Genomic DNA, 21,007 nt, shown 5'->3' on the forward strand with positions numbered 1-21,007 from the left:
CAACGGCCTTCGTTATCGGTAGGAGCACACCCCCGCGATGGTCCTCACGTGGTCACCGGTTGTCAATATGGCAGCGTGTGCCATAATGTTGGGGAAGGGTAGGTAATCTATGAATCTCAATATCGGTGATATTTTCCTGTACCCGCACCATGGGTCGGTGACTGTCACAAAGCTCACGACTCGGATGTTCAACGATTTGCCCACCGAATACGTACAGTTCGAAGTCGCCCAGAACGGGCTGTCCATCGAGATTCCGGTAGCGAAAGCCGAATCCATCGGCGTGCGGAACGCGATCAACAACGACGAAGTCGGACGAGTTTTCGACATCTTGCGTGGTCCGACGGTCGACGACCCGTCGAACTGGTCTCGGCGATTCAAGGCCAACCAGGAAAAGCTGACCGTGGGCGGGATCTTCACGGTGAGTGAAGTCATCCGCGATCTGATGACGCGTTCGCAGGTCAAGCCACTCTCGGCCGGCGAGAAGCGGCAGCTCGAGCACGCAATGCAGCTCGTCATTTCCGAACTCGTCCTCGCGATGAAGTCCGACCCCGACGAGACTCGTCGCCGTATCGAAGCGATTTACGAATCCGCCACCGCCTCTCCGCCGGTGGCTGTCGCAGTCTGAAAACACAAACGGCAGCAGCCCCGAACGAAAGTTCGGGGCTGCTGCCGATTTCGTGCGCGGGAGTCGAGATCAGCTGCTGCCGAAAAGGTTTCCGAGTGACCCTGTTCCCGATCCGGCCCCGTACGTGATGACTACCGACGAAACGGCATCCGCCCCAGCTGCGCTGAAGGTTCCGCCGGGCCCGTAGGACGATCCGCCACCGCCTCCGCCACCGCCGTAGTTCTCGGCGCCACCTCCGCCACCGAACCAGCCGCCGCCACCGCCACCGCTCTTGCCTGCAGCGGCACCACCGACGCCGGCCTCACCCGGCGAACCATGCGGGTCAGTGCCACCGTTGCCTCCGACACCACCAGCGACGTCCGTGCCGCCTCCGCCACCGCCGCTCCCGCCGCCGGGTCCGCCGGCAGGTCCCATCAGGTTGTTGCCCGCGCCGCCGATATAGGTGTCACCCGCGCCGCCTCCGCCCGCGGCGACGATCTGACGATCCGCCAGCTCACCCGTCCCGGTGCGAACGTCGGAGGCGCCGCCTCCGCCACTCGCGCCGGTGCCGCCCGCTCCGCCGCCGTTGTATCCGGCTTCGCCGTCGCCGTCGCCACCGTTTCCGCCGACCTGGATGTACAGCGCGTCACCCGCGGCAACCGTCAGCTGTCCGGTTGCGACGGCCGCGGGGCCGCCGAGGATGTCTTCACTGTTTCCACCACGACCGCCCGTTGCCATCACCGACAGGCTGGTGATGCCCTCGGGAACCGTGAACGATTGCGCACTGCCGGTAAACGTGAACGTGCAGGTCACCTGCGTGCCGGCGCCCTGCACACAGCCGGCAGGCAACGCCGCCGGCGCGGCGGTTGCCACACTAAGGGCAAGGAGTCCCGAGGCACCCACTACGGCAAGGCCACACATCCCGGTCGTGTACCACCGGCGGCGTGATCGAACGAGGGTCGTGGTCAAAGCAGTCTCCTGTCGCAATGCGAGCACGTGAAAGCTGGTCCGAGTGGAGCATTCCACAGCATGGGGCTTCCAGTGGGTAGTCCGGCCTCCCGGTCGGATTTCGCACGAAAGCACCAGGTCACGGGCTTGCCGTTCCGCTAATCGGGACCCGCGGTATCGCGAACCGCGGCGAAAGGTCAGTATGAAGGTAAGTAGAACTAATTTGTTCATCTAGGCAACGAGGTATGCACATGAGCGACGCAGCGCCCATCGGTGACGGGATCTTCCAGATTCCGGTGCCGATCACCGACAATCCCCTCGGTCACACACTCGTGTACGCGATGGAATCCCCCGGCGGCCTGATCCTCGTCGACGCCGGCTGGGACGACGACAACGCCTGGAACGGCCTCACCTCCGGACTCGAAGCCATCGGGCACTCGGTCAAGGATGTGGAAGGCGTCGTACTCACACACTTCCACCCCGACCACACCGGTCTGTGCGGTCGCGTCCGGGAGGCCTCCGGGGCGTGGATTGCGATGCACGAATCCGATCACGGGATGTTCGAGCACATGTCGACCGGTCACGGACCCGAGTGGTTGGACTTCCAGAAGGAGAACATGACGCGGGCCGGCGCCGCCCCGGCGGACCTGGTTGCATTCGAGAAGGCAACAAGCGGGAAGCCGCCGGCGGGTCCCGAGTCGGCGCCCGATCGTGTTCTCGTCGACGACGAACTCATTGCCCTCGCCGGCCGTAACCTGCGCGCCGTCTACACCCCCGGCCACACCCCGGGCCACGTCTGCTTCTACCTGGAAGACGCCGACGTGATGTTCACCGGCGACCACGTCCTGCAGAAGACGACGCCGCACGTCGGCAATTTCGTGTACCCGCTCGAGGAGCGCGACGGCCTGGCAGAGTTCATGGACTCGCTGCGCCGCGTCCAGACCATGAACATCACCCGCGGACTCGGCGCCCACGGCATCCCGATCGACGACGTCGCAGGCCGCGCCGGCGAACTCATCGAGCACCACGAAGAGCGACTCGACCACCTGTACAAGGCTTTCGGCGACGATCAGATCACGGTGTGGCAGGTCGCCGAGCGCATGAAGTGGTACAAGCCGTGGGCCGACATCTCCCCCATGGGCAAGGGCATGGCGCTGTCCGAGGCGGCGGCACACCTTCGGCACCTCGTCGCCCGCGACCTCGTCGCCCAGGTTCCTGACAGCGAACCCGCGGTTTTCGCCCGCCGCTGACACGTGAGTGGCGAAGCGTGCCCGAGCACACTTTGCCACTCACGTCGGTTAGCCCGGCTATAACTGACGTGCGAACTCTGGATGCGCCTGTGCCACAACGACCGCAGTCCCGTCAGCGTTCAGCGTGGCACCGGTGAACAGAGTCGCACGCTGGTTGAGTTTGGCTGCACCGAACAGCAGTCCGAACGCGGCGAAGAAGGCGAGTGACAGCACCGCTTCGTTCGTCTCGGCAAATTGCGCCGCAATGAAGAGGACGACGACCGCAACGAGAAACGCCCCGAGCGCTGCCAGTGCCGTCCTGCGCCATCGCCTCTGGCGCTCGATGCATTGCGCGCAGACAGGCCAGTCCATGGAGACTGTGTATCTTCCCGGCGAGGCGACATCCCCGCCCGTCAGCGACCTCGCCTTCTTGCCGGACAATAGAGTCGTCTCCCTGCGATCCACCTCCGGCTCACCGTGCACGGCACACACATGCGGAACAGGTCGCTCCAACTGAAGCAGGTGATCTGCCCAGTTCGCGGTCGATGGACCGGCGCTGTCGATATCGATTTCGCCCGCCCGCACGCCGAGCAGCACGTCAACCCTCCCCGAATTGTTCATGCGCGAATTATCGCAGTCGCCCGATTCACCCGACGGGCCGGTGCGGACGGATCGTGTGTTGTAGTTCTGGCGAAAATCGAAGAATCGTTCGGGGGTTACCATGTCAGAGGAATTGCAGGTCGATCCGGCCACACTGGACGGGCTTGCGCGCAACCTGAGGGAACTGTCGGCCCAGACTGAACCGGCCAGGACCTACCTCAACAGGTGGTTAGATCTATCGACAGCAAGTGGTCGGGCGTTCTTCGAGGTCACGAAGTCCATTGCAGAGGTTCGTGATCGACTCGATGCGAACTATGCGGCGCTGGGGAGCCTCTCCGATCGCTCCGCGACGGAGCTGGAGTCGACCGCGAATATGTACAGGACCACCGATCACGCATACGCGGCTGAGCTCGATCGCACTCTTGTCGGGGAGAAGTGATGAGCAGCAATCCAGTCGATGCACTGACCGAACCCGATGGCTCCGACCCTGTTCCCGACATGCTCGAGAACGCCGTTGGGCTGTCGTTCCTGAGTCCCTCGTTCTACATCCACAGTTCTGCACCTCAATGATCAAGTCCAATCCGTGGGACTGGGCGGCGGAACAGCCCTCGGGCGACTGGAATGGCGTGAAGCGCGCAGGGAACAGCGTCCAGAATCTGGACGACTACAACGACAACTTCTCCGCAGCAATCCACGAGAGTCTTCGTGGCGTCGAGCCGTGGAGAGGCATCGCGGCCGACAACGCGCGCGGCTACTTTCAGAAGTTTGGTGACGCGGTCGGTAGCCAGGCGTCACCGCTTCGTTCCATTGCAGAACAGATCGACCAGATTTCCCTTGCCATGTATGAGCTGTCGAAGGCCGTAGGGGATGCCCTCTCCGCCATTACCGACATGGCAATCATCGCCCTCATCGAGATTGCCGCCGCAGAGGCGCTGGCACTGACTGGTGTCGGCGTTATCGGTTCAGGCGCAGCGGTGGGCGCGGCCACACTGCAGGTTCTGATGATCCTCGAAAAGTGGGGTGAGGTCCTCCAGTACTGGACAACAACATGGTCCGTCGTCCAGGCCCTTATGAGTGGTATCACCGGATCACTTGCCGGCAGCGAGTTCATCGATCTGCCCAGTCTTCCCGAAACTTCCTACGACCATCCGGGGGCGTGATGGATCAGCCTGAACGCACATTCGACGTGGCACGGGGCGACCTCGGGGTCTCCCTCACCTGAAGCAGTCGTTGACCGTCCTCGCGGCGAAGTCGCCGGATCCGGAGTTTCGCCGCCTCGCTGCAGACGTCTTGTCGGGTGCCTTGGGCGTGCGCGACCTCGTAGCATCAGAGGCCTTCAACGCCACTCTCGACAGGGTGATCCCATTGGCCCTGGCCGACCTCGAATCACTGTCTGACGAGCAGCGCGAGCAACTTGCCGCAGAAACTCGCGAGCGGATGGACTCTCTCGCCGGCTCCATGGGCGCTCGCGACGACGCAGTGGCGCAGGGGGCGAACCCAGACGAACCGGCCGACGAGGACTGGAATCAGCAGGGCGGGATTCTGAGTTCCGACTGGTGACCCCACGTGAGTGGCCAAGTGTGCCCGACCACACTTCGCCACTCACGTGGGCGGGGTCATTTCCAGCCGCACGCCGAGGAGTCGCACTTCCCGCTCGTGGTCGAGCCTGTCGACCAATGCTGCTGCCGCATCAGCGATCACGTCCGGATCGAACGTCGGTTCCGGCAGCGGTTTGCTCGTCGTGTGGGTGTCGAACGGGGCGTAGCGCACCTTCAACGCCACTCGCACCGCCTGGCGGTTCTCCGCGAGGATATCCTCCCTGACCCGGGCAGCGAGACGACGGATCTCCTCGGTGACGGCCTCCTTGCCGGCGAGGTTCTGCTGGAACGTCGTCTCCCGGCTGTGCGACCGCGCCACCCAGGGTTCCGCCGAGACCGGGGAGTTATCGATGCCGCGGCCGATCCTGGCGTACCACGGTCCCATGTTCGGACCGAGCGTCGCGGCCAATTCCTGATCCGAGGCGTCGGCGAGTTCCTGGACGGTGCTGATGCCCAGCGCGGCAAGCTTCTTCGCTGTCTTCTTGCCGATCCCCCACAGCGAGTCGGTGGGGCGCTCCCCCATGACGGCGAACCAGTTCTCCTCCGTCAGCCGGTAGATGCCCTGCGGTTTGCCGAAGTCCGTCGCGATCTTGGCTCGTAACTTGTTGTCGCCGACACCTACTGAGCAGTGCAGCCCGGTCGCGTCGAGGACGGCATCGTGCACGGTTCGCGCGAAGGCCTCGGGGTCGTCGGTCTCGACACCCAGAAACGCCTCGTCCCAGCCCATCACCTCGACGACGACGTCCAGTTTTCGCAACGTGTCCATCACGACGCCCGACACCTCGGTGTAGACCTCGGCGTCGACGGGCAGGAACACTGCGTCAGGGATCTTCCGCGCCGCAATCCGCATCGGCATTCCGGAACCGACACCGAACTCACGCGCCTCATACGACGCCGTCGACACCACCGCGCGCTCGGTGGGATCCCCGCGACCGCCCACGACGACGGGACGTCCCCGCAGCTCAGGATGCCGCAGCACCTCGACGGCGGCGATGAACTGGTCGAGATCGACGTGCAACACCCACCGACGACGCGGCGGAGTGCTCATGGAACCAGTGTGCCGGAATCGTCGAACCGGGACCCTCGAATCCTCGAGTTCGGCCGCGGCGAAGGTCAGACCACGTCGTCGGCGTCGACAGACGGAATCAACTCGTCGGGGAACCGATACGAGCATCCGAGTTCACTGGTGGACCGGGTGCCCCAATTGTCCCGGAACCAGGCCACGCAGGTGTTCGCGATCAGGTTCACGTCACGGCTGAAGAGATAGCCGTCCGTACAGTCTTCGAAGTGGCCGTCGAAATGCCACCTGTCGAGGGTCAGGTGCTCGGCCGAATAGTCGGCGAGCAGCAGGTGCCCGAGTTCGACGCGTGATCGCCTGAGCATCAACACACCGTCGGCCAGTACCTGAATCTGCGCGCAGACGACCTCTTCGTCGTCGTCCTCACTGACGTAGCTGTTCGGGCCGATCTCGACGATGAGCGCGACTGGTTGATCGACCAGCGAACCCGTCAACCACTCGACCATTCCCGCCCACGAAACCTCGGGCACCTCGGTGGAATCGACCATCGTCGTCAACCTCCCTCGCTCGCGACCGACTATTGCATGGACGTATCAAAGCAGAAGATTCCGACACATGTGGCCCGAAATCGTTCTGCGTCGAAGAGTGTCGTTTGCGTGATCGTCCGGCGACTGCCTGGAGCCATCGCCACCGCGTGAGTGCCATGTGGGCCGAAAGCAACTGCGCCCAAAAAGGTTCGGGCGTAGTCCGGTGCTGTCACGACGTTGCCGACCTACATCGACAGCACCATCTGCGCGAGGAGCCGACCCCATTCGGGGTCCATGGGCTGGTCGCGTTGGACCCAGCCCTCGACCATTGCGCCGATCAGTTCGAGGAACGAGATCGTGGGACGTCCCATCCAGAACACTTCTTCCCGGCCGACGATCGTCCCGTCACTCGTCTGCCAGCCGAGGGCGGCGAGTCCCTCGGCGATCACGTCCCTGCGTTCGTCCGACGACGTGCCCGCGGCGAGGGTGAGAAGCACGAGATATCCGGCCTCCCGCTCGATCTGCTCGGTGCCCAGCGGCAGGCGATCGAGCAGATGACGCCACATCTGTGTCGCGTTGTCCGCCATCGCCGTTCCGAGATTGGTTCGAACGAGTTTTCCCCTGTACTTGCGCACCAGTCCGAGTGTCTTGGCGTACTCGCGGAGCAGGTGGACGGGCCGTTGATCCGTCTCGCGGTTGCTGGTGGCGGGCCAGTCGTCGAAGCCTGGCAACGCCTGCCGCATCTCCGCCACCACCGCCGGGGGCAGGTAACCCGCCTGAGTCAGCGTGATGCCGTCGGATCCGATGCGCTGCAGCAACCACCGCAGATGAAACGTCGCCGCTTCCTGGGCCGCAGGAAAGTCACCCTTTCGCGTGGTGAGCTGGGCGTGCTCGAGCAGCGAAAAGACGTGCGGGGCAGCTTGATGGGGGATCCGGCGCAGCAGTTCCGCGAACTTGGAATCGGTCACCGGACCGTGGTCACGAATCACGACTTCGATCCGCAGATTACGGTTCACGGCGTCGACGCCGAACGATTCGGGCGCGAAGCCCGGCCCGACCCACGCCCCGGCGTCGTGATGACCGGGGTGCGACGGGGTTGCCAGGACCGTCAGCAGGTCGGCGTATCCGCCCGGTCCGCCGCAATCCTCTGGTGGGCAGGCGCGGGCGCCGGCGAGGCAGGTCACCGTCGGCGCGGGCCCGCCGGCCTCGATCCGTTCGAGGACGATCGTATGGTCCCAGCCGTCGCCGAAGTCGTATTGATAGGACAGGAGCTCGCCGGGTTCGGCCAGCACCTGATCGAGCCGGACCGCGTCCTCGCACAGCTCGTCGTCCTCGTCGGCGAAGCCCTCGTCGATGCTCTCGCGCATCTCGTACCGCTCGGAGGCGGGCGGCTCACCGCCGACCCACGAATGCAGGTGGCTGTCCTGCCAGCCCATGACCGTCTGCACGATCGGATGCAGCTCGTTCAGCCGCAGGTTCGAGGGCACGACGAACTGCCGCCAGATGGCCGGCGACACGTCGTCGAGCTCGATCCGCAGGTGGAAACTCGCCACGTCTCGGCGACCCGGCCGCTCGGACGGCCGGACGATCACCGGCACGTCGGGAACGACGGACAGGTGTCGGCGTTTACCTGAAGCGGTCATGGCGTCATGTTAGACAGGAGGCAGCGGTGTCCGGCACAAGTGCTGACGATAGCGTGAGCACATGTCGGTGTCCGCAGTTCTCGCAGGTCGGTACGAGTTGCGGGGAGTGCTGGGGCGCGGCGGAATGGCCGACGTCCACGACGGATGGGACCTGCGCCTGCAGCGACCCGTCGCGATCAAAGTGCTGCGCCCGGAGCTCACCTCCGTCCCCGACACCCGCCGCCGGTTCGAGGCCGAGGCCCGGCTGGCCGCCACGCTGAATCACCCGAACGTCGTCGCGGTGCACGACTGCGGCGAGGACGCCGGAGTGGCGTTCATCGTGATGGAGCGCCTGCCCGGGCGGACCCTCGCCGACGAGATCGCCGACGGGCCCGTGCCGGACGCGCGGGTGCGGTCGATCCTCGCCGACGTGCTCGCCGCCCTCGGCGCCGCCCACGGAGCCGGCATCCTGCACCGCGACATCAAACCGGGAAACGTGCTGTTCACCGCCGCGGGCACGGTGAAGGTCGCCGACTTCGGCATCGCGAAGAGCGCCGCGTCCGACCACACCGCGACGGGACAGGTGCTGGGCACCGTGGCCTACCTCAGCCCGGACCGCATCATGGGCACACCCGCCACGACCTCCGACGACCTCTACGCGGTCGGCGTCGTCGGCTACGAAGCCGTCACCGGGCACCGGCCGTTCGCCGACGACAACATCCTGTCCCTCGCCCGGGCGATCATCGACGGCGCGACCCGACCGCTGCGCGAAGCCCGTCCGGACGCCGATCCGAACCTTGCCGACACGATCGAGCGGGCGATGGCCCGCGACCCTCAGCAGCGGTACGCCGACGCCCAAGCCATGCGGGAAGCCGTCCTCGGAGCGTCCGGCCCGCATCCGCCGCCGACGAGAGCATTCACACCTACCGCCTCCGTCCCTCAGCTGCCGCCCGAGCCCCGGCGACCACGGCGGACCGGCCTGATCGTCGCCGCGATCGCCGCGGTGCTGGTGGCCGTGGTCGTGGCGGCGCTGGCCATCGCGTCTCAGAATCGGGACGGCACGGTCGGTCCGGGACCGAGCACCACCGCGGTCGTCCCCGCCCCGCCACCCGTATCCGTCCCGAGCAGTGCCGTCGAGGTCAACCCGGTTGCGCCTCCCCCACCGACCGGCGCTCCGGAACCGAGGACCGGACCTGGAAACAACAACGGCAACGGGGACGACAAGCCCAAGGACAAGGAGAAGGAGAAGGAGAAGGAGAAGGGCGGCAACTGAGCGAGTAGCGGTTGGGTCAAGCGCGGGCACCCGTTCCACGGCGCTCATCCACGGCGGCCCGAACTGCGGGCGCGACGTCGGTCGCGAACGTGCGGACCTGGGCGAGGTCGTCGCCGTCGGTGCCGAAGACGAACGTGTCCATGCCGGTCTCCAGCGCGAGTTCCGTCAGTTGGCTCACCCACTGCTCGGCGGTTCCGTGGAACATCTTGTCCGACGGTGTATCGCTCACCTGGCCGAACACGTTGTAGGCGCGAATGATCGAACTGGGGTCCCGGCCCGCATCCGCCGCACCCGCGTCGATCCGCGCGTGCATGCCGGGCAGGACCTCGGGCGGAAAGTACGAACTCGACGGGACCCACCCGTCCGCCGAGCGTCCCAGCGCACGCAGCAGCCGGGGGCCGCCGACGCCCAGCCAGATCCCGATCCTGTGCGCCGGGACCGGTCCGGGATGCACGCCCGCGAGGCGATAGTGCTCACCCTCGGAATACACGGCACGCTCACCGGACCACATCAGGCGGATCACCTCGACCGCCTCCTCCAACGCCGTCGCGGCCTGCCCGGGCGTGCGCACGTCACCGCCCATCGCGCCGATCGCCTCCCAGAACGCGCCGGCACCCAACGACAGTTCGAATCGGCCTCCCGCCATCAGGTCGAGGCTGGCCGCGGCTTTCGCCATCGTCGCCGGCGGGCGAAGCGGCAGGCATGCGACATCGGGAAACACGCGCACCCGCTCGGTCCGGGCCAGCAACATACCCATCAGCGACCAGCAGTCGAGGAATTTCGCCTGGTACGGGTGATCTTGCACGCCGATCAGGTCGAGTCCGGTCTCGTCGGCGAGGGCGGCGAGTTCGAACGTGTTGGCCAGCAACTCCACCGACGGGGTCACGAATGCCCCGAACTGCACGGCCCTGCCGTAATCGGTCATGGCGGTCGCGTCCCCTCTCGGATCGCTGAACTCCTTCGATCATCCACCTCCGCGACGTCCGGGAACACCCGCCGCGCAGTCGGAACCCCGCCGGGCGGCATAGTGGGTTCATGACAGACGACACGAAAGACGGCCCCGCACCCGACGTCCGGAACGCCCCCGAACTACACCGATTCGAGGTCCGCGTCGAGGGTGAACTGGCCGGGTTCACGGAGTACCTCGACGAAGAGAATCAACGGATCTTCTTCCACACCGAGATCGGTGACCAGTTCGCGGGGCGCGGCCTCGCCAGCGCCCTGATCCGCAGCGCGCTCACCGAGACCGTCGGGGACGGCAAACGGATCGTGCCGATCTGCCCGTTCGTCGCCGGCTACCTGAAGAAGCACGACGACTTCGCCGACGACGTCGACCCGGTCACCCCGGCCGCGATCCAGGCTGTGAAGGATTCGCGCGGCTGATCAGGGTGCGCCGTCGGCCCCGCGAGCCTCTTCGAGCTGCCGGATGAGGGTGGCGGCGTCGTAGGGGCCGCTGTGCCGGGCGAGGTCGGTGCCGGTGGCGCCGAGGTAGAACGTGGGGGTCCCCCGGAAATCGCTCGACTCGGCGTCGAGTTCGTCGTCGTCGATGCGGTGAACGTAGGTGCCCCTGCGGATGTCTTCCTCGAACCGGTCCATGTCGAGCCCCAGCTCGGCGGCGTAACCGAAGATCTCGTCCTCGGCGAGGGCGTCGCTGTTGGCGAACAGGTGGTCGTGCATCTCCCAGAACCGGCCCTGCGCGGCCGCCGCTTCGCTCGCCTGGGCGGCGAAGCGCGCGTGCGGATGCACCGCGTCGAGTGGCAGATGCCGGAAGACGTAGCGGAGCTCGTCCCCGAAATGGGCTCGCACGTCCCGGATGCTGCCGGTGGCCTTGCTGCAGAACGGGCACTCGAAGTCGCCGTACTCGACGAGGGTGAGCGGCGCATCCACCGGCCCGCGCAGATGATCGCGGCCGGGGTCGACGGGCCGGAGCAGGGTGCGCCCGACGGCCTCCGTCGGCGGGTGCAGCCAGTCCGACAGCCGGAACAGAGCCCAACCGAGGACGGTGGCGATGACCGCCGCCGTCAGGACTCCCACCCGAGCGTCGTTGGCGAGCTCGGGTGAGTCGATGGCCAGGTCGACGATGAACAGCGAGATCGTGAAGCCGATGCCGGCCAGCGCGCTGCCACCGGCGATCTGTGACAGCGTCAGCCCGCGCGGCAGGCTGCCGGGCCGCAGCTTCGAGAACAGGGCCGTGGCCGAGGTGATGCCGACGAGCTTGCCGACCACCAGGCCGAGCACGATGCCCCACGCCAGCGGAGACCGGGCCGCGTCCGCGAGGGTCCGCCCGGTGATGACCACACCGGCATTGGCGAGCGCGAAGATCGGGACGACGAGGAACGCCGTGTAGGGCTGGTAGAAGCGCAGAAGCCGCTCGTTGACGGACACCGCGCGCAGCACACCGAGCTGGGCGGCGCGGGCGTAGTCGGAGTTAGGTGACTGCCGGAACGCGCGCGTGAGTTCACCCGCCCGCTCCACCTCGCTGCGCCGCGGCGGATACACGGGCAGGATCAGCGCGATCAGCACGCCGACGAGGGTGGGGTGGACGCCGGACTCGTAGAACGCGACCCACGTGCCCGCCGCGACGATGAAGTAGGCGACGCCACGCCACACCTCGAGCTTGCGCAACTGGATGATCAGCAGCAGCCCGACGCACCCGAGGAGCAACGGTCCGAGCCGGAGGTTGTCGGTGTAGAAGAAGGCGATGATGGCCAGGGCACCGATGTCGTCGGCGACGGCCAGGGTCAGGAGGAACACGCGCAACCGGGCGGGGCATCGGGGTCCGACGAGTGCCAGTGCGCCCAGCACGAACGCCGTGTCGGTGGAGACGACGACGCCCCACGCACTGGCCTCGGCGCCGCTGGGGTTGAGGATCAGGAACAGGACGGCGGGCAGCGCCAGACCCGCGATCGCGGCGAGAAGTGGGACGGCGGCACGGGCGCGATCGGTGAGTTCGCCGATCGTCAGCTCACGTTTCACCTCGAGCCCCACGACGAAGAAGAACAGCGTCATCAACCCGTCGTTGACCCAGTGCTTCAGGTCGAGGCTGATGCCGTAGTCGCTGATCTGGATGGTCACCGGGGTGTGCCAGAACGACTCGTACGAATCACCGATGTTGGCCCACACCAACGCCAGGATCGTGGCGACGAGGAGGAAACCGGCCGACAGCTTGTCGTCGTCGGTGTCGTCGCGGATCAGGGCCAACCGCGCCGACAGTCGCCGAAGTGTGGTGGGGCTGCTCTGCTCGACCGTCATCTGGTCCTCGTCAGACGTAGTTCTCGAGAACGAACTTGGTGAATCCCTTGCGGATCAGTCGCACGGCCTGCTTCTGCCCCTGACGCAGCACGGACTTCGGCACCCACACCTTCGGCTCGACCGACATCGTGAGGTGAACCGACGTCCCGCGCGCGGTGGGGGTCAGCCGATACTCCCCCTCCTGGCACTTCTGCTTCTCGCTCTCGAGGAGCGTCCATGACATCTGCTCGTCCCCGAGCCACTTGTGCTCGGCCAGCTGCGTGTCCGCGACACCGAGGACGGCGAGCGTCATCCGCACGGTGCGGGGGCGTCCGTCGTCGAATCGGGACTCGACGACCACCTTCTTGTGCACCACCGACCACTCGGGGATACGTTCGACGTCCGCCAGCGCAGCCATCACCTGCTCCTGGGGCGCCTCGATCTCGAACTCGCCCGATACCGACAACGCCATCGATTGCTCTCCTTCTCGTCGGATGTACATGCCCTACAGTTCGGACGCGTAGCGCTCCAGCATGGCAGCAAGTTCGCCGGGGCGCGCGAGTGCCGCCAGATGGCCGGTGTCGATGACCTCCGGTGCGATGCCCAGTCGCTCCCGGACGATCCGCTGCATGAAGTCGAGCGGGAAGAGCCGATCGCGCCTCCCGGCGACGACCCGCGTCTTCACGTGCGGCCACGCGTCCGCCTGCCACACCGTCTCGAACGGGGTGTTCGACATGACGGGCTCCTCCTGGCTGAACGCCTCCTCGGTGACGTCGTCGGGCACGTCGTGGAAGAACAGCACCCGCAGGTCGTCGGGCGCATCCGGGTCGCGACCCTCCAGCACGTCGAACGCCCGTTTCGCCTCGGCCTGACCGGTGGTCTCCCACCACTGCCCGGGTGCCTCCCCCGGCGCGGGCAGCATCGGTGCCAGGAGAACCAGCAGGTCGACGTCGACCTCGCCGCGCTGACAGACGATCGCGGCGGTGAACGCGGACATGGACTGCGCGACCAGCACGATCGAACCCTCGACGTCCTCGACCGCATCGACGACGACGTCGGCGAACTCGTACTGGCCCGCGTCGTCGTCGCCGTACGGAAGGTCGACGGCGATCACCGAGTGCCCGCTTCCCTCCAGGATCGGTGCGACGCGGTGCCAGTACCACGAGTCCGAGCCGGCGCCGGGCAGCAGAACGAAGGTTGCGGGCATCTCGACTCATCTCCTGTTTCCGGGACACGAACGAACGGTCGAGTCGAGCCTAAGCGCTACGTGCGCGCGAATGCGCGCCCGAACAAACTTTGCCACTCACCTGCGGTGACCTGAAACGGAAGCGCCGCCGAGGGCGATACACCCAGTAGGTCGGACGAGAAAGTCCGACCGTGCCGGGATCCACCACACGTTACGAGAACTGAGCTGACATGTTCACCAACCATCTCTTCGGCGGAATGACCGAACAGGAAATCGACATCGAGATCGCCGACGAGCTGGCGGCCTGAGGTAGCTCCTTCGCACGCGAGTGGCGATGTGCACCCCGGCACGCTGCGCCACTCACCTACGAGTTACGTTCACGCTCAACACCGGTCGGCCGGTGAACCCTTCCGCACAGCGGTATCGGTGGCGTTGCGCTTCGAGGTTGCCGCCATCGACGACGGCGGCGGCGTCGCGGGAGTTGTCGTTATGCCGGCTCTCTCATCACGCCGACGTGGCGCACCGTCCCGGAAAGGCCTGGAAGCTCTTGCACAGGCGACCAGGTGCGCAGCCCATCCGCGCTGTCGGAATAGAGATACTTTCCCTCGGTATAGGCGTCGAGATATATCCGCCAGGCGCCACTCGGCAACTGAACCAGGGCTGGGCCCTCCACCAGCGAGCCCCAATCTCCAGGCGGGACGAATGAATAGGGTCCCGTCACCGACGACGCGACCGCATGCTCGACGACCTTCTTCGTCTCGTTCTTGGTAAACGCATGATAGGTCGATCCCACCTTGACCACGGTGGTGTCGATATGGTCCGCGCCGATCCCGGCGAGCGGAACAGGCGGGCTCCACAACCTGAGCGATGGTTCCAGCGCCGTCATCAGATACGGCACGAATCCTCCACCGGTCGACAGCGACAGGATGACGTTGACCCGGTCGCCGTCCACGAACCATTCGGGTGCCCAGGCCTTCGTGGTGAACGGCGACAGCGACGGTCCGTCGCTGAATCCGGCCGACCCCGAGGAACCCGGCGGGCTCGCTGAGCCCGTTCCGTCTCCCGTGCCCGGCAGGAAGGCGCAGCAGAACGGGACCGGCCAGGCCCCAAGGAACTTCCAGTCCATGCGGTCACTGCTGCGTGCGAAGCCGATGTTCGCCCCGTCGACCGTCGTGTAGGTGAGGTAGTAGAACCCGTCCGTGTGCCGGAAGATGCTCGGGTCACGCACCACCCCTGACGGAGGACGATACGCAGACAGTCGGAGGGGCTGGAACCCCGTGCCGTCCTCCGACTCGTATACATCCAGGTCGCGGTCGCTGACGTTGCTGAACGCCACCATCGTGGTTCGCCAGGAAAGCGGTGCGGCGCCGCTGCTCCCCGGCGCGGCGACCAGCAAGCCTGCGACAGCGAGCATCACCATCGATATGGCGGAAAAGCAGGTTCGTTTGGGCAGCATCACCGGTGCAGTATCTATCACGGCAGGCGCACCATGCGTAACTTTGGCCGCAGGCAGCGGATCGTTACCGACGGCCGTACCGTGACGCCGTATACGAACCCGAGGGCGCCACCCGCAGCAGCGGCGATCAATACTCCTGCGGCGCGGTCGGTCTACGCGCGAGCCTTATGCGTGACGGCATCTCGGCGTAGCGTCTCGGGGACACTGTCGACGGAGGAGTGCTCATGTCGGGCGAACTGTCATTCTTCGAATTGGGTGTGGCCAACACCGAGCAGGGCCGAAAGTTCTACTCGGCGTTGTTCGGCTGGGAATTCGAATCCGGGCCCGGCGGGTCGGGCTACTCCATCAACACACCGAACGTCCCAGGCGGGATCCACGGCGGCGACGAGGGCGCCGGCCCGTATGTCTTCTTCCGGGTGCCGGACCTCGACGCCGCGGTCGAGCAGGTACTGGCGCTGGGCGGCACCGTCGACGCCGTCGAGCTGGGCGAAGACCCCGAGTCGGTGGCGAAGTTCGGGCGGTTCAAGCTGTGCCACGACGACCAGGGCTCCGCGTTCGGACTGCACGAACCGCCCTCCGGCAACTGAATCAGCGCGCCCCGGAACGGAGACTCCCGGGGCGCGCTGATTCGGATCGGTCGGTTTACGGCTCGTTCGGCGAGTCGCCTCCGCCCTCGTCACCGCTGAAGGTGGCCGGTTGCGGCAGACCGTCCTCCGGTCCGTCGCACCAATTGTCGTACTGGTTGTACGGGTCTGTGCCCCACGCCGGGACGTTGTTCTCGTACGGTTCCGCCCAGTCGTCGCAGCCGGCCGGACCGGTCGGCGGAACACCAGGAGGCAGTGGTGCAACCGTGTCCGGTGCGCGCACCGGTACGACTGCCGAGTCGAGCGCGTCACCCCAGGCGACACCGGATGTTCCCAAACCGATCGAGGCCGCGAACACAGCGACCGCAGCCAATCTCGAGCCGACCTTCATCGTTGCCTCCCATAGGTGAATAACGCTGCCTAAGGGCTGTACCCAAAGACAACGTAAACAATCCTCGAAGAGCGAATTTCGTGAATGAAATTTGACGGACGGTCGGTTTCAGTTCACGACCGGGCTACACGACGGCCAAATGCCTCGTGCGAACAATCACCGTCGAATCAGGGATTGACGATCCGGCCCTGCTCGTCATTGACCGGCGGCTGCTGCGCGGAAAGGCCGTCCTCGGGGCCGTCGCACCAGTTGTCGAATTGGTTGTACGGATCGGTGCCCCACTGCGGCACGTTGTTCTCGTAGGGTTCCGCCCAGTCGTCGCATCCGATCGGACCGTTCTGCGGGAATCCGGGTGGCATCGGCTGAATGACATCCGGCCGGCGCACCGGCACGGCCGAGTCGAGACTGCCGCCCCAGGCGACACCGGATGCTCCCAATCCGATCGAAGCCGCGAATACCGCCACCGCGGCCACTCTCCTGCCCATTCTCATGACTGCCCTCCGTTGGTTACCTGGCCTTTCGGGGCGGTACCCAGAAACGCGAAAAACAATCCTCGAAGAGAGTGTTTCGTCTAGAAAATTCGGCGCTCAGTCGGTTTCCGGTCGGCAGCGCATGTACATCTCGGTCACCGAGGTCAAGACCTGCTTGCCGGATCCGTTGAAAATCTCCGCCGCGACGGTCACCAAGGCCCGTCCGCGATCGTCGGGCACCACATCCTCCACGACCAGCTTTCCGGTGAGCACATCACCCGGCTTCACCGGCCGGAGAAAGTTGACGTCGCGCATCCGCACCCCCGCAATAACGCTCCAGCCTGCATAAAGAGTGGTCGCAGACAGTCGCTGGCACACCGCGATCGTGTGCACACCACTCGCGATGAGCCCACCGAAATAGCCGCCATCTGCAGACTCGCGGTCGATGTGGAAGGACTGCGGATCCCACTGCCCCGCGAACTCGACCAGTTCCTCCTCCGTCACCGTGTACGAGCCCAGCTCGAACTTCTCGCCCACCCGGAGGTCGTCCGCATATACGACGTCACATTTGCTGTCCACTACCAACCGTCCGATCATTCGCCCACGCCTCCACCGAACACGGAGGCTGACGTCGAGGATATGACCGGACGACGGCGGCGGTGACAGTGCCCCTTCCGCCGACGGTGGCGGTGGCCGTCAGTTCTCGTCGTAACGCGGCCAGCCCGGATACGGAGCAAGCGTCGGGTAGGGGGTGTCGTGCGGGAGGTTCGCCTTCTGCGGTCGCGCATCCCTGGCATCGGGCATGCGCGCGTCACACTGCGCGTATGCGTTCTGATCGCGCGCAGCCGGATCATGCTCACTGATCGTCCATCCAGCGAATACATCTGCAGATGGCGCACGCTCTGCACCCTCCGCAACAATCCGTTCAGAAGCGACAGACTGCGCTTGCTCGGGCGCCACCATTCTTACCGTTTCCGCCGAAGGGGACGGACCTGTCAGATTGAAGAATCGACCGCCCTTCTCCGCCATTACGGTGTAGTTACCCGAACAGACCGTGGCGACCCACCCGTCCTCTGTCGGCGTCATCGCCAGGAGATGCTCGAACTGGGTTCCGACGAGTTGTTCCAGTTCCGGATCGTTGGAATGGTCGAAGTCGACCCGGTCGCGCTGCTGTGACGTCGCATCAGCGAAACCTGGATAGCCCGCCGACAACGCGTGACCATGTATCGCGAGGTAGTACGACTCCATGTACGCCCGAACCGCTACCGCAGGCCTGCTGAGCAGATCGATACCTGATTCCGCCGACCACCGAACGTTGTAGTCGACGTTCTCGGGGACGCTGTAGCCGGCGACAACGCCTTCCGAAGTATCGATCGGCGTTTTCGCTTCATCAGTGCCGCAGGCACTTACCGACACGACAACTGCAGCAAGGACGGTCGACATCAGAGCCCTCATTGACCGAACCCCATGTTCTGCACCTGCTCACGACCAGCGTTCATGGCATCGACAAACTCACCAACTCCGGTAAAGCCTGCTTCGGTGATGTATCCGGCCAAGCTCGATGAAAGCAGCGGCGTTGTAAAACTGGGACGATCAGAGACGATCTCGTCATACGGCAGCATGGGGCCATTCACACCATCTCTAAAATCCTCGAGACCGATATATGGGTCGAGCGAGCCGCCATTCGCCGCCTGAAGACCGAGAGCAATCTGGTAGTACTGCTTTGCAAGAAGAGAATCCTCCGCGAACTGAGTATTCGGCTGGACGGTGCCGTCGGGTACCGCGCCCATGACCGCGCTCTTGAATGCCGGATCCGCGAGATCAATTCCGCTAGAGATGATCGGTCCAGCGCCGGGGATGAACTCGACGCCCTTGCTGAGCACCGTTCTGATCGTGTCGTACGCGACACCCTTGCTCTCGAAACCTGCTGAATTGTTAGATAATTCGTCGCCGACACGATCCGCGAACTCGAGGTCGAGCCCCTTGTCGACCACACCCTGGATACTCCCCGCCCACGAACCGTACTCGTAGTGCGGCATCTGCGGAGTGAGACCTTCCAACGCCCACGCCTGCTCCAGCTGAGCCGACATTCCGAACGCCTGCGCGTTGAAGTAGCTCGCCGCATCGGCATTGGAGTCGATCACCGAGAACAGGCGGGGCGCGTTCTCGAGACCGAATTCGCCGCCTGTCGAGCTGGTGAAACCCGAGGTGCCGGCGAGGTCGCCGGGCACCCCGACCATATTGCCGATGTACGGGGCGAGCGTTGTGCCCAACGCCTGCGTGATGTCGGGGTTCACCTCACCGATTGCCTGCCCGTTCGTCCCCGGGATGTCGAGTAGCTCGGAGTCTTTCGCGGCGAGGATCTGTGCGAGCCCGAATGCCGATTCGCCGGCTTGTCGCGACCGGAACATTTCTCCGGGATCGGACGGATCGGAGGGCCGGGCGTCGTCGGCGATCCAGTCGAACATCGCGGCGACGTTCTGTTCGCCGCCGTCGGCCCAATCGCGTTGGAGCAGGGGCATGATGACGTCGTCGCGGTTGTAGTCGGCCGGCATGCCGTCGCCGGACAGGATGTTGTGGACGGCGACGTGGTCGCGGCCACCGACGCCGACCATGTCCTGCAGGAGGGTGTCGACGCCGTCGCGGCCCAGAGCATTGTGGTCGAAGGAGTCCCCGATCAAAAGGCTCTTGTCGTTGGTGGCCGAGGCGATCTCGCCGGCACGGGAGAGGAGGCTCTCGCTCAGCTCACTGCCCTGCTGCACGGCCGGGTCCGCGAGACCGAAGGCTTTGGTGAAGCGTGCCAGGTCGTCGCCGTTGTTGACGACCACCGACGGTTGCGGGGCGTCGTGCGCGCCCTTCGTCAGGTTGCCGGTCGACGTCACCGGGCCCTCGAACAGTCCTCGAAGGCCTTCCGGAATGTGGCTCTGACCGCCGACGTCGCCGCTGGCACTGCCGACGTTGTAGTTCGACACCATGGCGAGGCCGTTGGACAGAGCGCTCGCGGCCTCGGTGCGGCCGTTCTCGCTGTACTGCTCGGACAGGGCGAGGAAGCCGTCCTTGCCGGCCGCGGTATAGAACTGCTGCAGGAAGTCGATCGATCCCTGTGGAAGATCGGTGACCTTGCCGCCGTCGGCCAGCGTCTGCACTTGTGCGGGAGTGAGTCCCGCGGCCGCGGTCTCCCGGGCAACACGGTCACGCACGTCCTGTGGAATGTCGGATCCGCCTCGCGCGACCTGCTCGCCCAGCGCGGTGCCCTCGTGCCCCGACAGGCCGGTGGTCGCCGGGGCACTCGCCGCCACGGCGCGCAGCGCGTCCCGGATCGCCGTCGCCATGTCCCGATCGGCATTGTCGAGTTCCGTCAGCGCTCCACCGAGTTGGCTGCGCCAGTACTCCATCAACTCGGCATGCTCGGCGGCCTCGGCCTCGCTCATCGTCGTCGGCGGGCTGACGATCTGCCAGTCGTCGGAGACGGTGAATCCGTCGGTTGCCGCCTTGTCGATCACGGTGGCGACGTAGTCCCGCGCATGGCCGAGGCGATCGACCCCACCGACGAGCGCGTGCGACAGATCCTCCAGATCGTCTGCGAGCCGGCGGATTTCCGTGCGCTCACTGTTCGCCCGCTGCTCGGCGGCCGCCTGCGCCGGCCCGCGCCAGTCGTCGTGCCGGCCCAGATCCGCGACAGCACGCTGGACGTCGTCCGCCCGGCCCCGTGTGTCCTCGGCGGTCCGTCCGATCTCCTCGCCCGCCAGTGTCAGATCCCGCGGGTTCCAGACGTGCAGTTGCGACCGACGCGGAATCACATTTCCCCCATCGCCGACAGCTGCGACGCGAACGACGTGTCGGCGACCTCGTAGTTCTCGGCCCCGTCACCCGCGATGAACGCCATCTCGTCGATGCGACCGGCCGCGACGCCGAGCGCGGACGCGAGGATGTCGCCGGCTTCCTGGCAGGCCGCCGCGGTGTCGGACCCCTCGACGGCCCGGACCGCGTGCTCGAAGCTCCGCCGGCCACCCAACGCCTCGATCTCGCGGGCGATGACGCCCAGCGCGGTGGACATCGCACGCAGCATGTCGGGGTTCACCTTGACGACCGCGACGTCCGGTCCACCGAGCACCGGCGCCAGCCCGGGGACGGCGGCCAGCGGAGGCTGCGTCGCACCGGTCCCGTCCAGCGACGCAATGACACTTTCCGGCCACGTCATATCGCCCTCTGACATCGAATTCTCCCCCTGATAGCCGCATCGAGATCCACCCCCGGATCCGGGTCACCG

25 protein-coding genes are annotated in these 21,007 nt (G+C 65.8%); 9 read left to right on the forward strand and 16 right to left on the reverse strand.

Going from position 1 to position 21,007, the window contains the following annotated elements; translation table 11 throughout:
* Positions 1–109 precede the first annotated feature (109 nt).
* Positions 110–625 carry a CarD family transcriptional regulator gene (locus FND50_RS26790; RefSeq protein WP_144287707.1) on the forward strand — a complete coding sequence of 172 codons (516 nt, stop codon included), beginning with the start codon at positions 110–112 and terminating at the stop codon, positions 623–625.
* 69 nt (positions 626–694) lie between these two features.
* Here FND50_RS26790 and FND50_RS26795 read toward each other — a convergent pair whose 3' ends face one another.
* Positions 695–1,525 carry a glycine-rich protein gene (locus FND50_RS26795; RefSeq protein WP_313905328.1) on the reverse strand — a complete coding sequence of 277 codons (831 nt, stop codon included), beginning with the start codon at positions 1,523–1,525 and terminating at the stop codon, positions 695–697.
* A 278-nt stretch (positions 1,526–1,803) separates the two neighbouring features.
* On the opposite strand from FND50_RS26795, the gene FND50_RS26800 reads away from it, so the two are divergent.
* Positions 1,804–2,802 carry an MBL fold metallo-hydrolase gene (locus tag FND50_RS26800; RefSeq protein ID WP_144287708.1) on the forward strand — a complete coding sequence of 333 codons (999 nt, stop codon included), beginning with the start codon at positions 1,804–1,806 and terminating at the stop codon, positions 2,800–2,802.
* 57 nt (positions 2,803–2,859) lie between these two features.
* Here FND50_RS26800 and FND50_RS37150 read toward each other — a convergent pair whose 3' ends face one another.
* Positions 2,860–3,504: a hypothetical protein gene (locus FND50_RS37150; protein WP_260850733.1), complete on the reverse strand. Its 645-nt coding sequence runs from the start codon at positions 3,502–3,504 to the stop codon at positions 2,860–2,862.
* On the opposite strand from FND50_RS37150, the gene FND50_RS26810 reads away from it, so the two are divergent.
* From FND50_RS26810 to FND50_RS26820, 4 genes are all read left to right on the forward strand, one after another.
* The gene (locus FND50_RS26810) at positions 3,503–3,820 is read left to right on the forward strand and encodes a type VII secretion target (protein WP_144287709.1); all 318 of its coding nucleotides are present in this window, start codon (positions 3,503–3,505) and stop codon (positions 3,818–3,820) included. The genes FND50_RS37150 and FND50_RS26810 overlap by 2 nt on opposite strands.
* Positions 3,820–3,951 carry a hypothetical protein gene (locus FND50_RS37155; protein ID WP_260850734.1) on the forward strand — a complete coding sequence of 44 codons (132 nt, stop codon included), beginning with the start codon at positions 3,820–3,822 and terminating at the stop codon, positions 3,949–3,951. Before FND50_RS26810 ends, FND50_RS37155 begins: the two co-directional genes overlap by 1 nt.
* Positions 3,948–4,541, forward strand: a complete 594-nt coding sequence (locus FND50_RS26815; RefSeq protein ID WP_260850735.1) for a hypothetical protein — start codon at positions 3,948–3,950, stop codon at positions 4,539–4,541. The genes FND50_RS37155 and FND50_RS26815 overlap by 4 nt, the downstream gene beginning before the upstream one ends.
* A 70-nt stretch (positions 4,542–4,611) precedes the next feature.
* A complete protein-coding gene (locus tag FND50_RS26820; RefSeq protein WP_260850736.1) occupies positions 4,612–4,941 on the forward strand; it encodes a hypothetical protein in 330 nt (109 codons plus the stop codon).
* Between the two features lie 42 nt (positions 4,942–4,983).
* Here the strand turns inward: FND50_RS26820 and FND50_RS26825 are convergent, their stop codons facing one another.
* The 3 genes from FND50_RS26825 to FND50_RS26835 all read right to left on the reverse strand — a co-directional run bounded on the left by FND50_RS26825 (position 4,984) and on the right by FND50_RS26835 (position 8,167).
* Positions 4,984–6,027, reverse strand: coding sequence for a DNA polymerase IV (locus FND50_RS26825; protein WP_144287710.1), 1,044 nt, complete (start codon positions 6,025–6,027; stop codon positions 4,984–4,986).
* 65 nt (positions 6,028–6,092) lie between these two features.
* A complete protein-coding gene (locus tag FND50_RS26830) occupies positions 6,093–6,545 on the reverse strand; it encodes a hypothetical protein (RefSeq protein WP_144287711.1) in 453 nt (150 codons plus the stop codon).
* A gap of 224 nt (positions 6,546–6,769) precedes the next feature.
* Positions 6,770–8,167 carry a plasmid pRiA4b ORF-3 family protein gene (locus FND50_RS26835; protein ID WP_144287712.1) on the reverse strand — a complete coding sequence of 466 codons (1,398 nt, stop codon included), beginning with the start codon at positions 8,165–8,167 and terminating at the stop codon, positions 6,770–6,772.
* Positions 8,168–8,228: 61 nt separating this feature from the next.
* Between FND50_RS26835 and FND50_RS26840 the strand changes: the two genes are divergently transcribed.
* Positions 8,229–9,419, forward strand: a complete 1,191-nt coding sequence (locus FND50_RS26840) for a serine/threonine-protein kinase (RefSeq protein ID WP_144287713.1) — start codon at positions 8,229–8,231, stop codon at positions 9,417–9,419.
* Between the two features lie 16 nt (positions 9,420–9,435).
* On the opposite strand, the gene FND50_RS26845 is transcribed toward FND50_RS26840, so the two are convergent.
* On the reverse strand, positions 9,436–10,344 hold the full coding sequence (locus FND50_RS26845) for an LLM class flavin-dependent oxidoreductase (RefSeq protein WP_144287714.1): 909 nt from the start codon (positions 10,342–10,344) through the stop codon (positions 9,436–9,438).
* Between the two features lie 110 nt (positions 10,345–10,454).
* On the opposite strand from FND50_RS26845, the gene FND50_RS26850 reads away from it, so the two are divergent.
* Positions 10,455–10,802 (forward strand): GNAT family N-acetyltransferase, encoded by a 348-nt coding sequence (locus FND50_RS26850; RefSeq protein WP_144287715.1) that lies wholly within the window; start codon positions 10,455–10,457, stop codon positions 10,800–10,802.
* Here the strand turns inward: FND50_RS26850 and nhaA are convergent, their stop codons facing one another.
* The 4 genes from nhaA to FND50_RS26875 form a co-directional block, all read right to left on the reverse strand.
* The gene (gene nhaA / locus FND50_RS26855) at positions 10,803–12,671 is read right to left on the reverse strand and encodes a Na+/H+ antiporter NhaA (protein WP_144287716.1); all 1,869 of its coding nucleotides are present in this window, start codon (positions 12,669–12,671) and stop codon (positions 10,803–10,805) included. It lies immediately after the preceding gene.
* Between the two features lie 10 nt (positions 12,672–12,681).
* Positions 12,682–13,122 carry an SRPBCC family protein gene (locus FND50_RS26860; protein ID WP_005254055.1) on the reverse strand — a complete coding sequence of 147 codons (441 nt, stop codon included), beginning with the start codon at positions 13,120–13,122 and terminating at the stop codon, positions 12,682–12,684.
* Positions 13,123–13,155: 33 nt separating this feature from the next.
* Entirely contained in the window at positions 13,156–13,857 is a 702-nt protein-coding gene (locus FND50_RS26865; RefSeq protein WP_144287717.1) for an alpha/beta fold hydrolase, read from the reverse strand.
* A 466-nt stretch (positions 13,858–14,323) separates the two neighbouring features.
* Positions 14,324–15,292, reverse strand: coding sequence for an arabinofuranosidase (locus tag FND50_RS26875; protein ID WP_260851065.1), 969 nt, complete (start codon positions 15,290–15,292; stop codon positions 14,324–14,326).
* A 224-nt stretch (positions 15,293–15,516) separates the two neighbouring features.
* Between FND50_RS26875 and FND50_RS26880 the strand changes: the two genes are divergently transcribed.
* Complete coding sequence (locus tag FND50_RS26880; protein WP_144287719.1) at positions 15,517–15,879, forward strand: VOC family protein; 363 nt, start codon at positions 15,517–15,519, stop codon at positions 15,877–15,879.
* Between the two features lie 55 nt (positions 15,880–15,934).
* On the opposite strand, the gene FND50_RS26885 is transcribed toward FND50_RS26880, so the two are convergent.
* From FND50_RS26885 to FND50_RS26910, 6 genes are all read right to left on the reverse strand, one after another.
* On the reverse strand, positions 15,935–16,267 hold the full coding sequence (locus FND50_RS26885; RefSeq protein ID WP_144287720.1) for a hypothetical protein: 333 nt from the start codon (positions 16,265–16,267) through the stop codon (positions 15,935–15,937).
* Positions 16,268–16,434: 167 nt separating this feature from the next.
* The gene (locus tag FND50_RS26890; RefSeq protein WP_037203105.1) at positions 16,435–16,758 is read right to left on the reverse strand and encodes a hypothetical protein; all 324 of its coding nucleotides are present in this window, start codon (positions 16,756–16,758) and stop codon (positions 16,435–16,437) included.
* A gap of 96 nt (positions 16,759–16,854) precedes the next feature.
* On the reverse strand, positions 16,855–17,334 hold the full coding sequence (locus FND50_RS26895; RefSeq protein WP_144287721.1) for a MaoC/PaaZ C-terminal domain-containing protein: 480 nt from the start codon (positions 17,332–17,334) through the stop codon (positions 16,855–16,857).
* Positions 17,335–17,433: 99 nt separating this feature from the next.
* Positions 17,434–18,180: a hypothetical protein gene (locus tag FND50_RS26900; protein WP_313905289.1), complete on the reverse strand. Its 747-nt coding sequence runs from the start codon at positions 18,178–18,180 to the stop codon at positions 17,434–17,436.
* 8 nt (positions 18,181–18,188) lie between these two features.
* Complete coding sequence (locus tag FND50_RS26905; RefSeq protein ID WP_144287723.1) at positions 18,189–20,537, reverse strand: WXG100 family type VII secretion target; 2,349 nt, start codon at positions 20,535–20,537, stop codon at positions 18,189–18,191.
* Positions 20,534–20,938 (reverse strand): hypothetical protein, encoded by a 405-nt coding sequence (locus FND50_RS26910; protein ID WP_144289171.1) that lies wholly within the window; start codon positions 20,936–20,938, stop codon positions 20,534–20,536. Before FND50_RS26910 ends, FND50_RS26905 begins: the two co-directional genes overlap by 4 nt.
* Between the last annotated feature and the right edge of the window lie 69 nt (positions 20,939–21,007).

It is taken from the genome of Rhodococcus sp. WB9 (genome assembly GCF_007558985.1).
In the GTDB taxonomy this organism is placed as follows: domain Bacteria; phylum Actinomycetota; class Actinomycetes; order Mycobacteriales; family Mycobacteriaceae; genus Rhodococcus_F; species Rhodococcus_F opacus.

Coding starts and splice junctions, on each gene's coding strand:
- FND50_RS26840 (WP_144287713.1), top strand. CDS start 8,229: ATGTCGGTGTCCGCAGTTCTCGCAGGTCGGTACGAGTTGCGGGGAGTG.
- FND50_RS37155 (WP_260850734.1), top strand. CDS start 3,820: ATGAGCAGCAATCCAGTCGATGCACTGACCGAACCCGATGGCTCCGAC.
- FND50_RS26830 (WP_144287711.1), bottom strand. CDS start 6,545: ATGGTCGATTCCACCGAGGTGCCCGAGGTTTCGTGGGCGGGAATGGTC.
- FND50_RS26885 (WP_144287720.1), bottom strand. CDS start 16,267: ATGAAGGTCGGCTCGAGATTGGCTGCGGTCGCTGTGTTCGCGGCCTCG.
- FND50_RS26880 (WP_144287719.1), top strand. CDS start 15,517: ATGTCGGGCGAACTGTCATTCTTCGAATTGGGTGTGGCCAACACCGAG.
- FND50_RS37150 (WP_260850733.1), bottom strand. CDS start 3,504: ATGGTAACCCCCGAACGATTCTTCGATTTTCGCCAGAACTACAACACA.
- FND50_RS26800 (WP_144287708.1), top strand. CDS start 1,804: ATGAGCGACGCAGCGCCCATCGGTGACGGGATCTTCCAGATTCCGGTG.
- FND50_RS26910 (WP_144289171.1), bottom strand. CDS start 20,938: ATGACGTGGCCGGAAAGTGTCATTGCGTCGCTGGACGGGACCGGTGCG.
- FND50_RS26795 (WP_313905328.1), bottom strand. CDS start 1,525: ATGTGTGGCCTTGCCGTAGTGGGTGCCTCGGGACTCCTTGCCCTTAGT.
- FND50_RS26845 (WP_144287714.1), bottom strand. CDS start 10,344: ATGACCGATTACGGCAGGGCCGTGCAGTTCGGGGCATTCGTGACCCCG.
- nhaA (WP_144287716.1), bottom strand. CDS start 12,671: ATGACGGTCGAGCAGAGCAGCCCCACCACACTTCGGCGACTGTCGGCG.
- FND50_RS26865 (WP_144287717.1), bottom strand. CDS start 13,857: ATGCCCGCAACCTTCGTTCTGCTGCCCGGCGCCGGCTCGGACTCGTGG.
- FND50_RS26825 (WP_144287710.1), bottom strand. CDS start 6,027: ATGAGCACTCCGCCGCGTCGTCGGTGGGTGTTGCACGTCGATCTCGAC.
- FND50_RS26850 (WP_144287715.1), top strand. CDS start 10,455: ATGACAGACGACACGAAAGACGGCCCCGCACCCGACGTCCGGAACGCC.
- FND50_RS26875 (WP_260851065.1), bottom strand. CDS start 15,292: ATGCTGCCCAAACGAACCTGCTTTTCCGCCATATCGATGGTGATGCTC.
- FND50_RS26860 (WP_005254055.1), bottom strand. CDS start 13,122: ATGGCGTTGTCGGTATCGGGCGAGTTCGAGATCGAGGCGCCCCAGGAG.
- FND50_RS26815 (WP_260850735.1), top strand. CDS start 3,948: ATGATCAAGTCCAATCCGTGGGACTGGGCGGCGGAACAGCCCTCGGGC.
- FND50_RS26810 (WP_144287709.1), top strand. CDS start 3,503: ATGTCAGAGGAATTGCAGGTCGATCCGGCCACACTGGACGGGCTTGCG.
- FND50_RS26900 (WP_313905289.1), bottom strand. CDS start 18,180: ATGTCGACCGTCCTTGCTGCAGTTGTCGTGTCGGTAAGTGCCTGCGGC.
- FND50_RS26835 (WP_144287712.1), bottom strand. CDS start 8,167: ATGACCGCTTCAGGTAAACGCCGACACCTGTCCGTCGTTCCCGACGTG.
- FND50_RS26790 (WP_144287707.1), top strand. CDS start 110: ATGAATCTCAATATCGGTGATATTTTCCTGTACCCGCACCATGGGTCG.
- FND50_RS26890 (WP_037203105.1), bottom strand. CDS start 16,758: ATGAGAATGGGCAGGAGAGTGGCCGCGGTGGCGGTATTCGCGGCTTCG.
- FND50_RS26895 (WP_144287721.1), bottom strand. CDS start 17,334: ATGATCGGACGGTTGGTAGTGGACAGCAAATGTGACGTCGTATATGCG.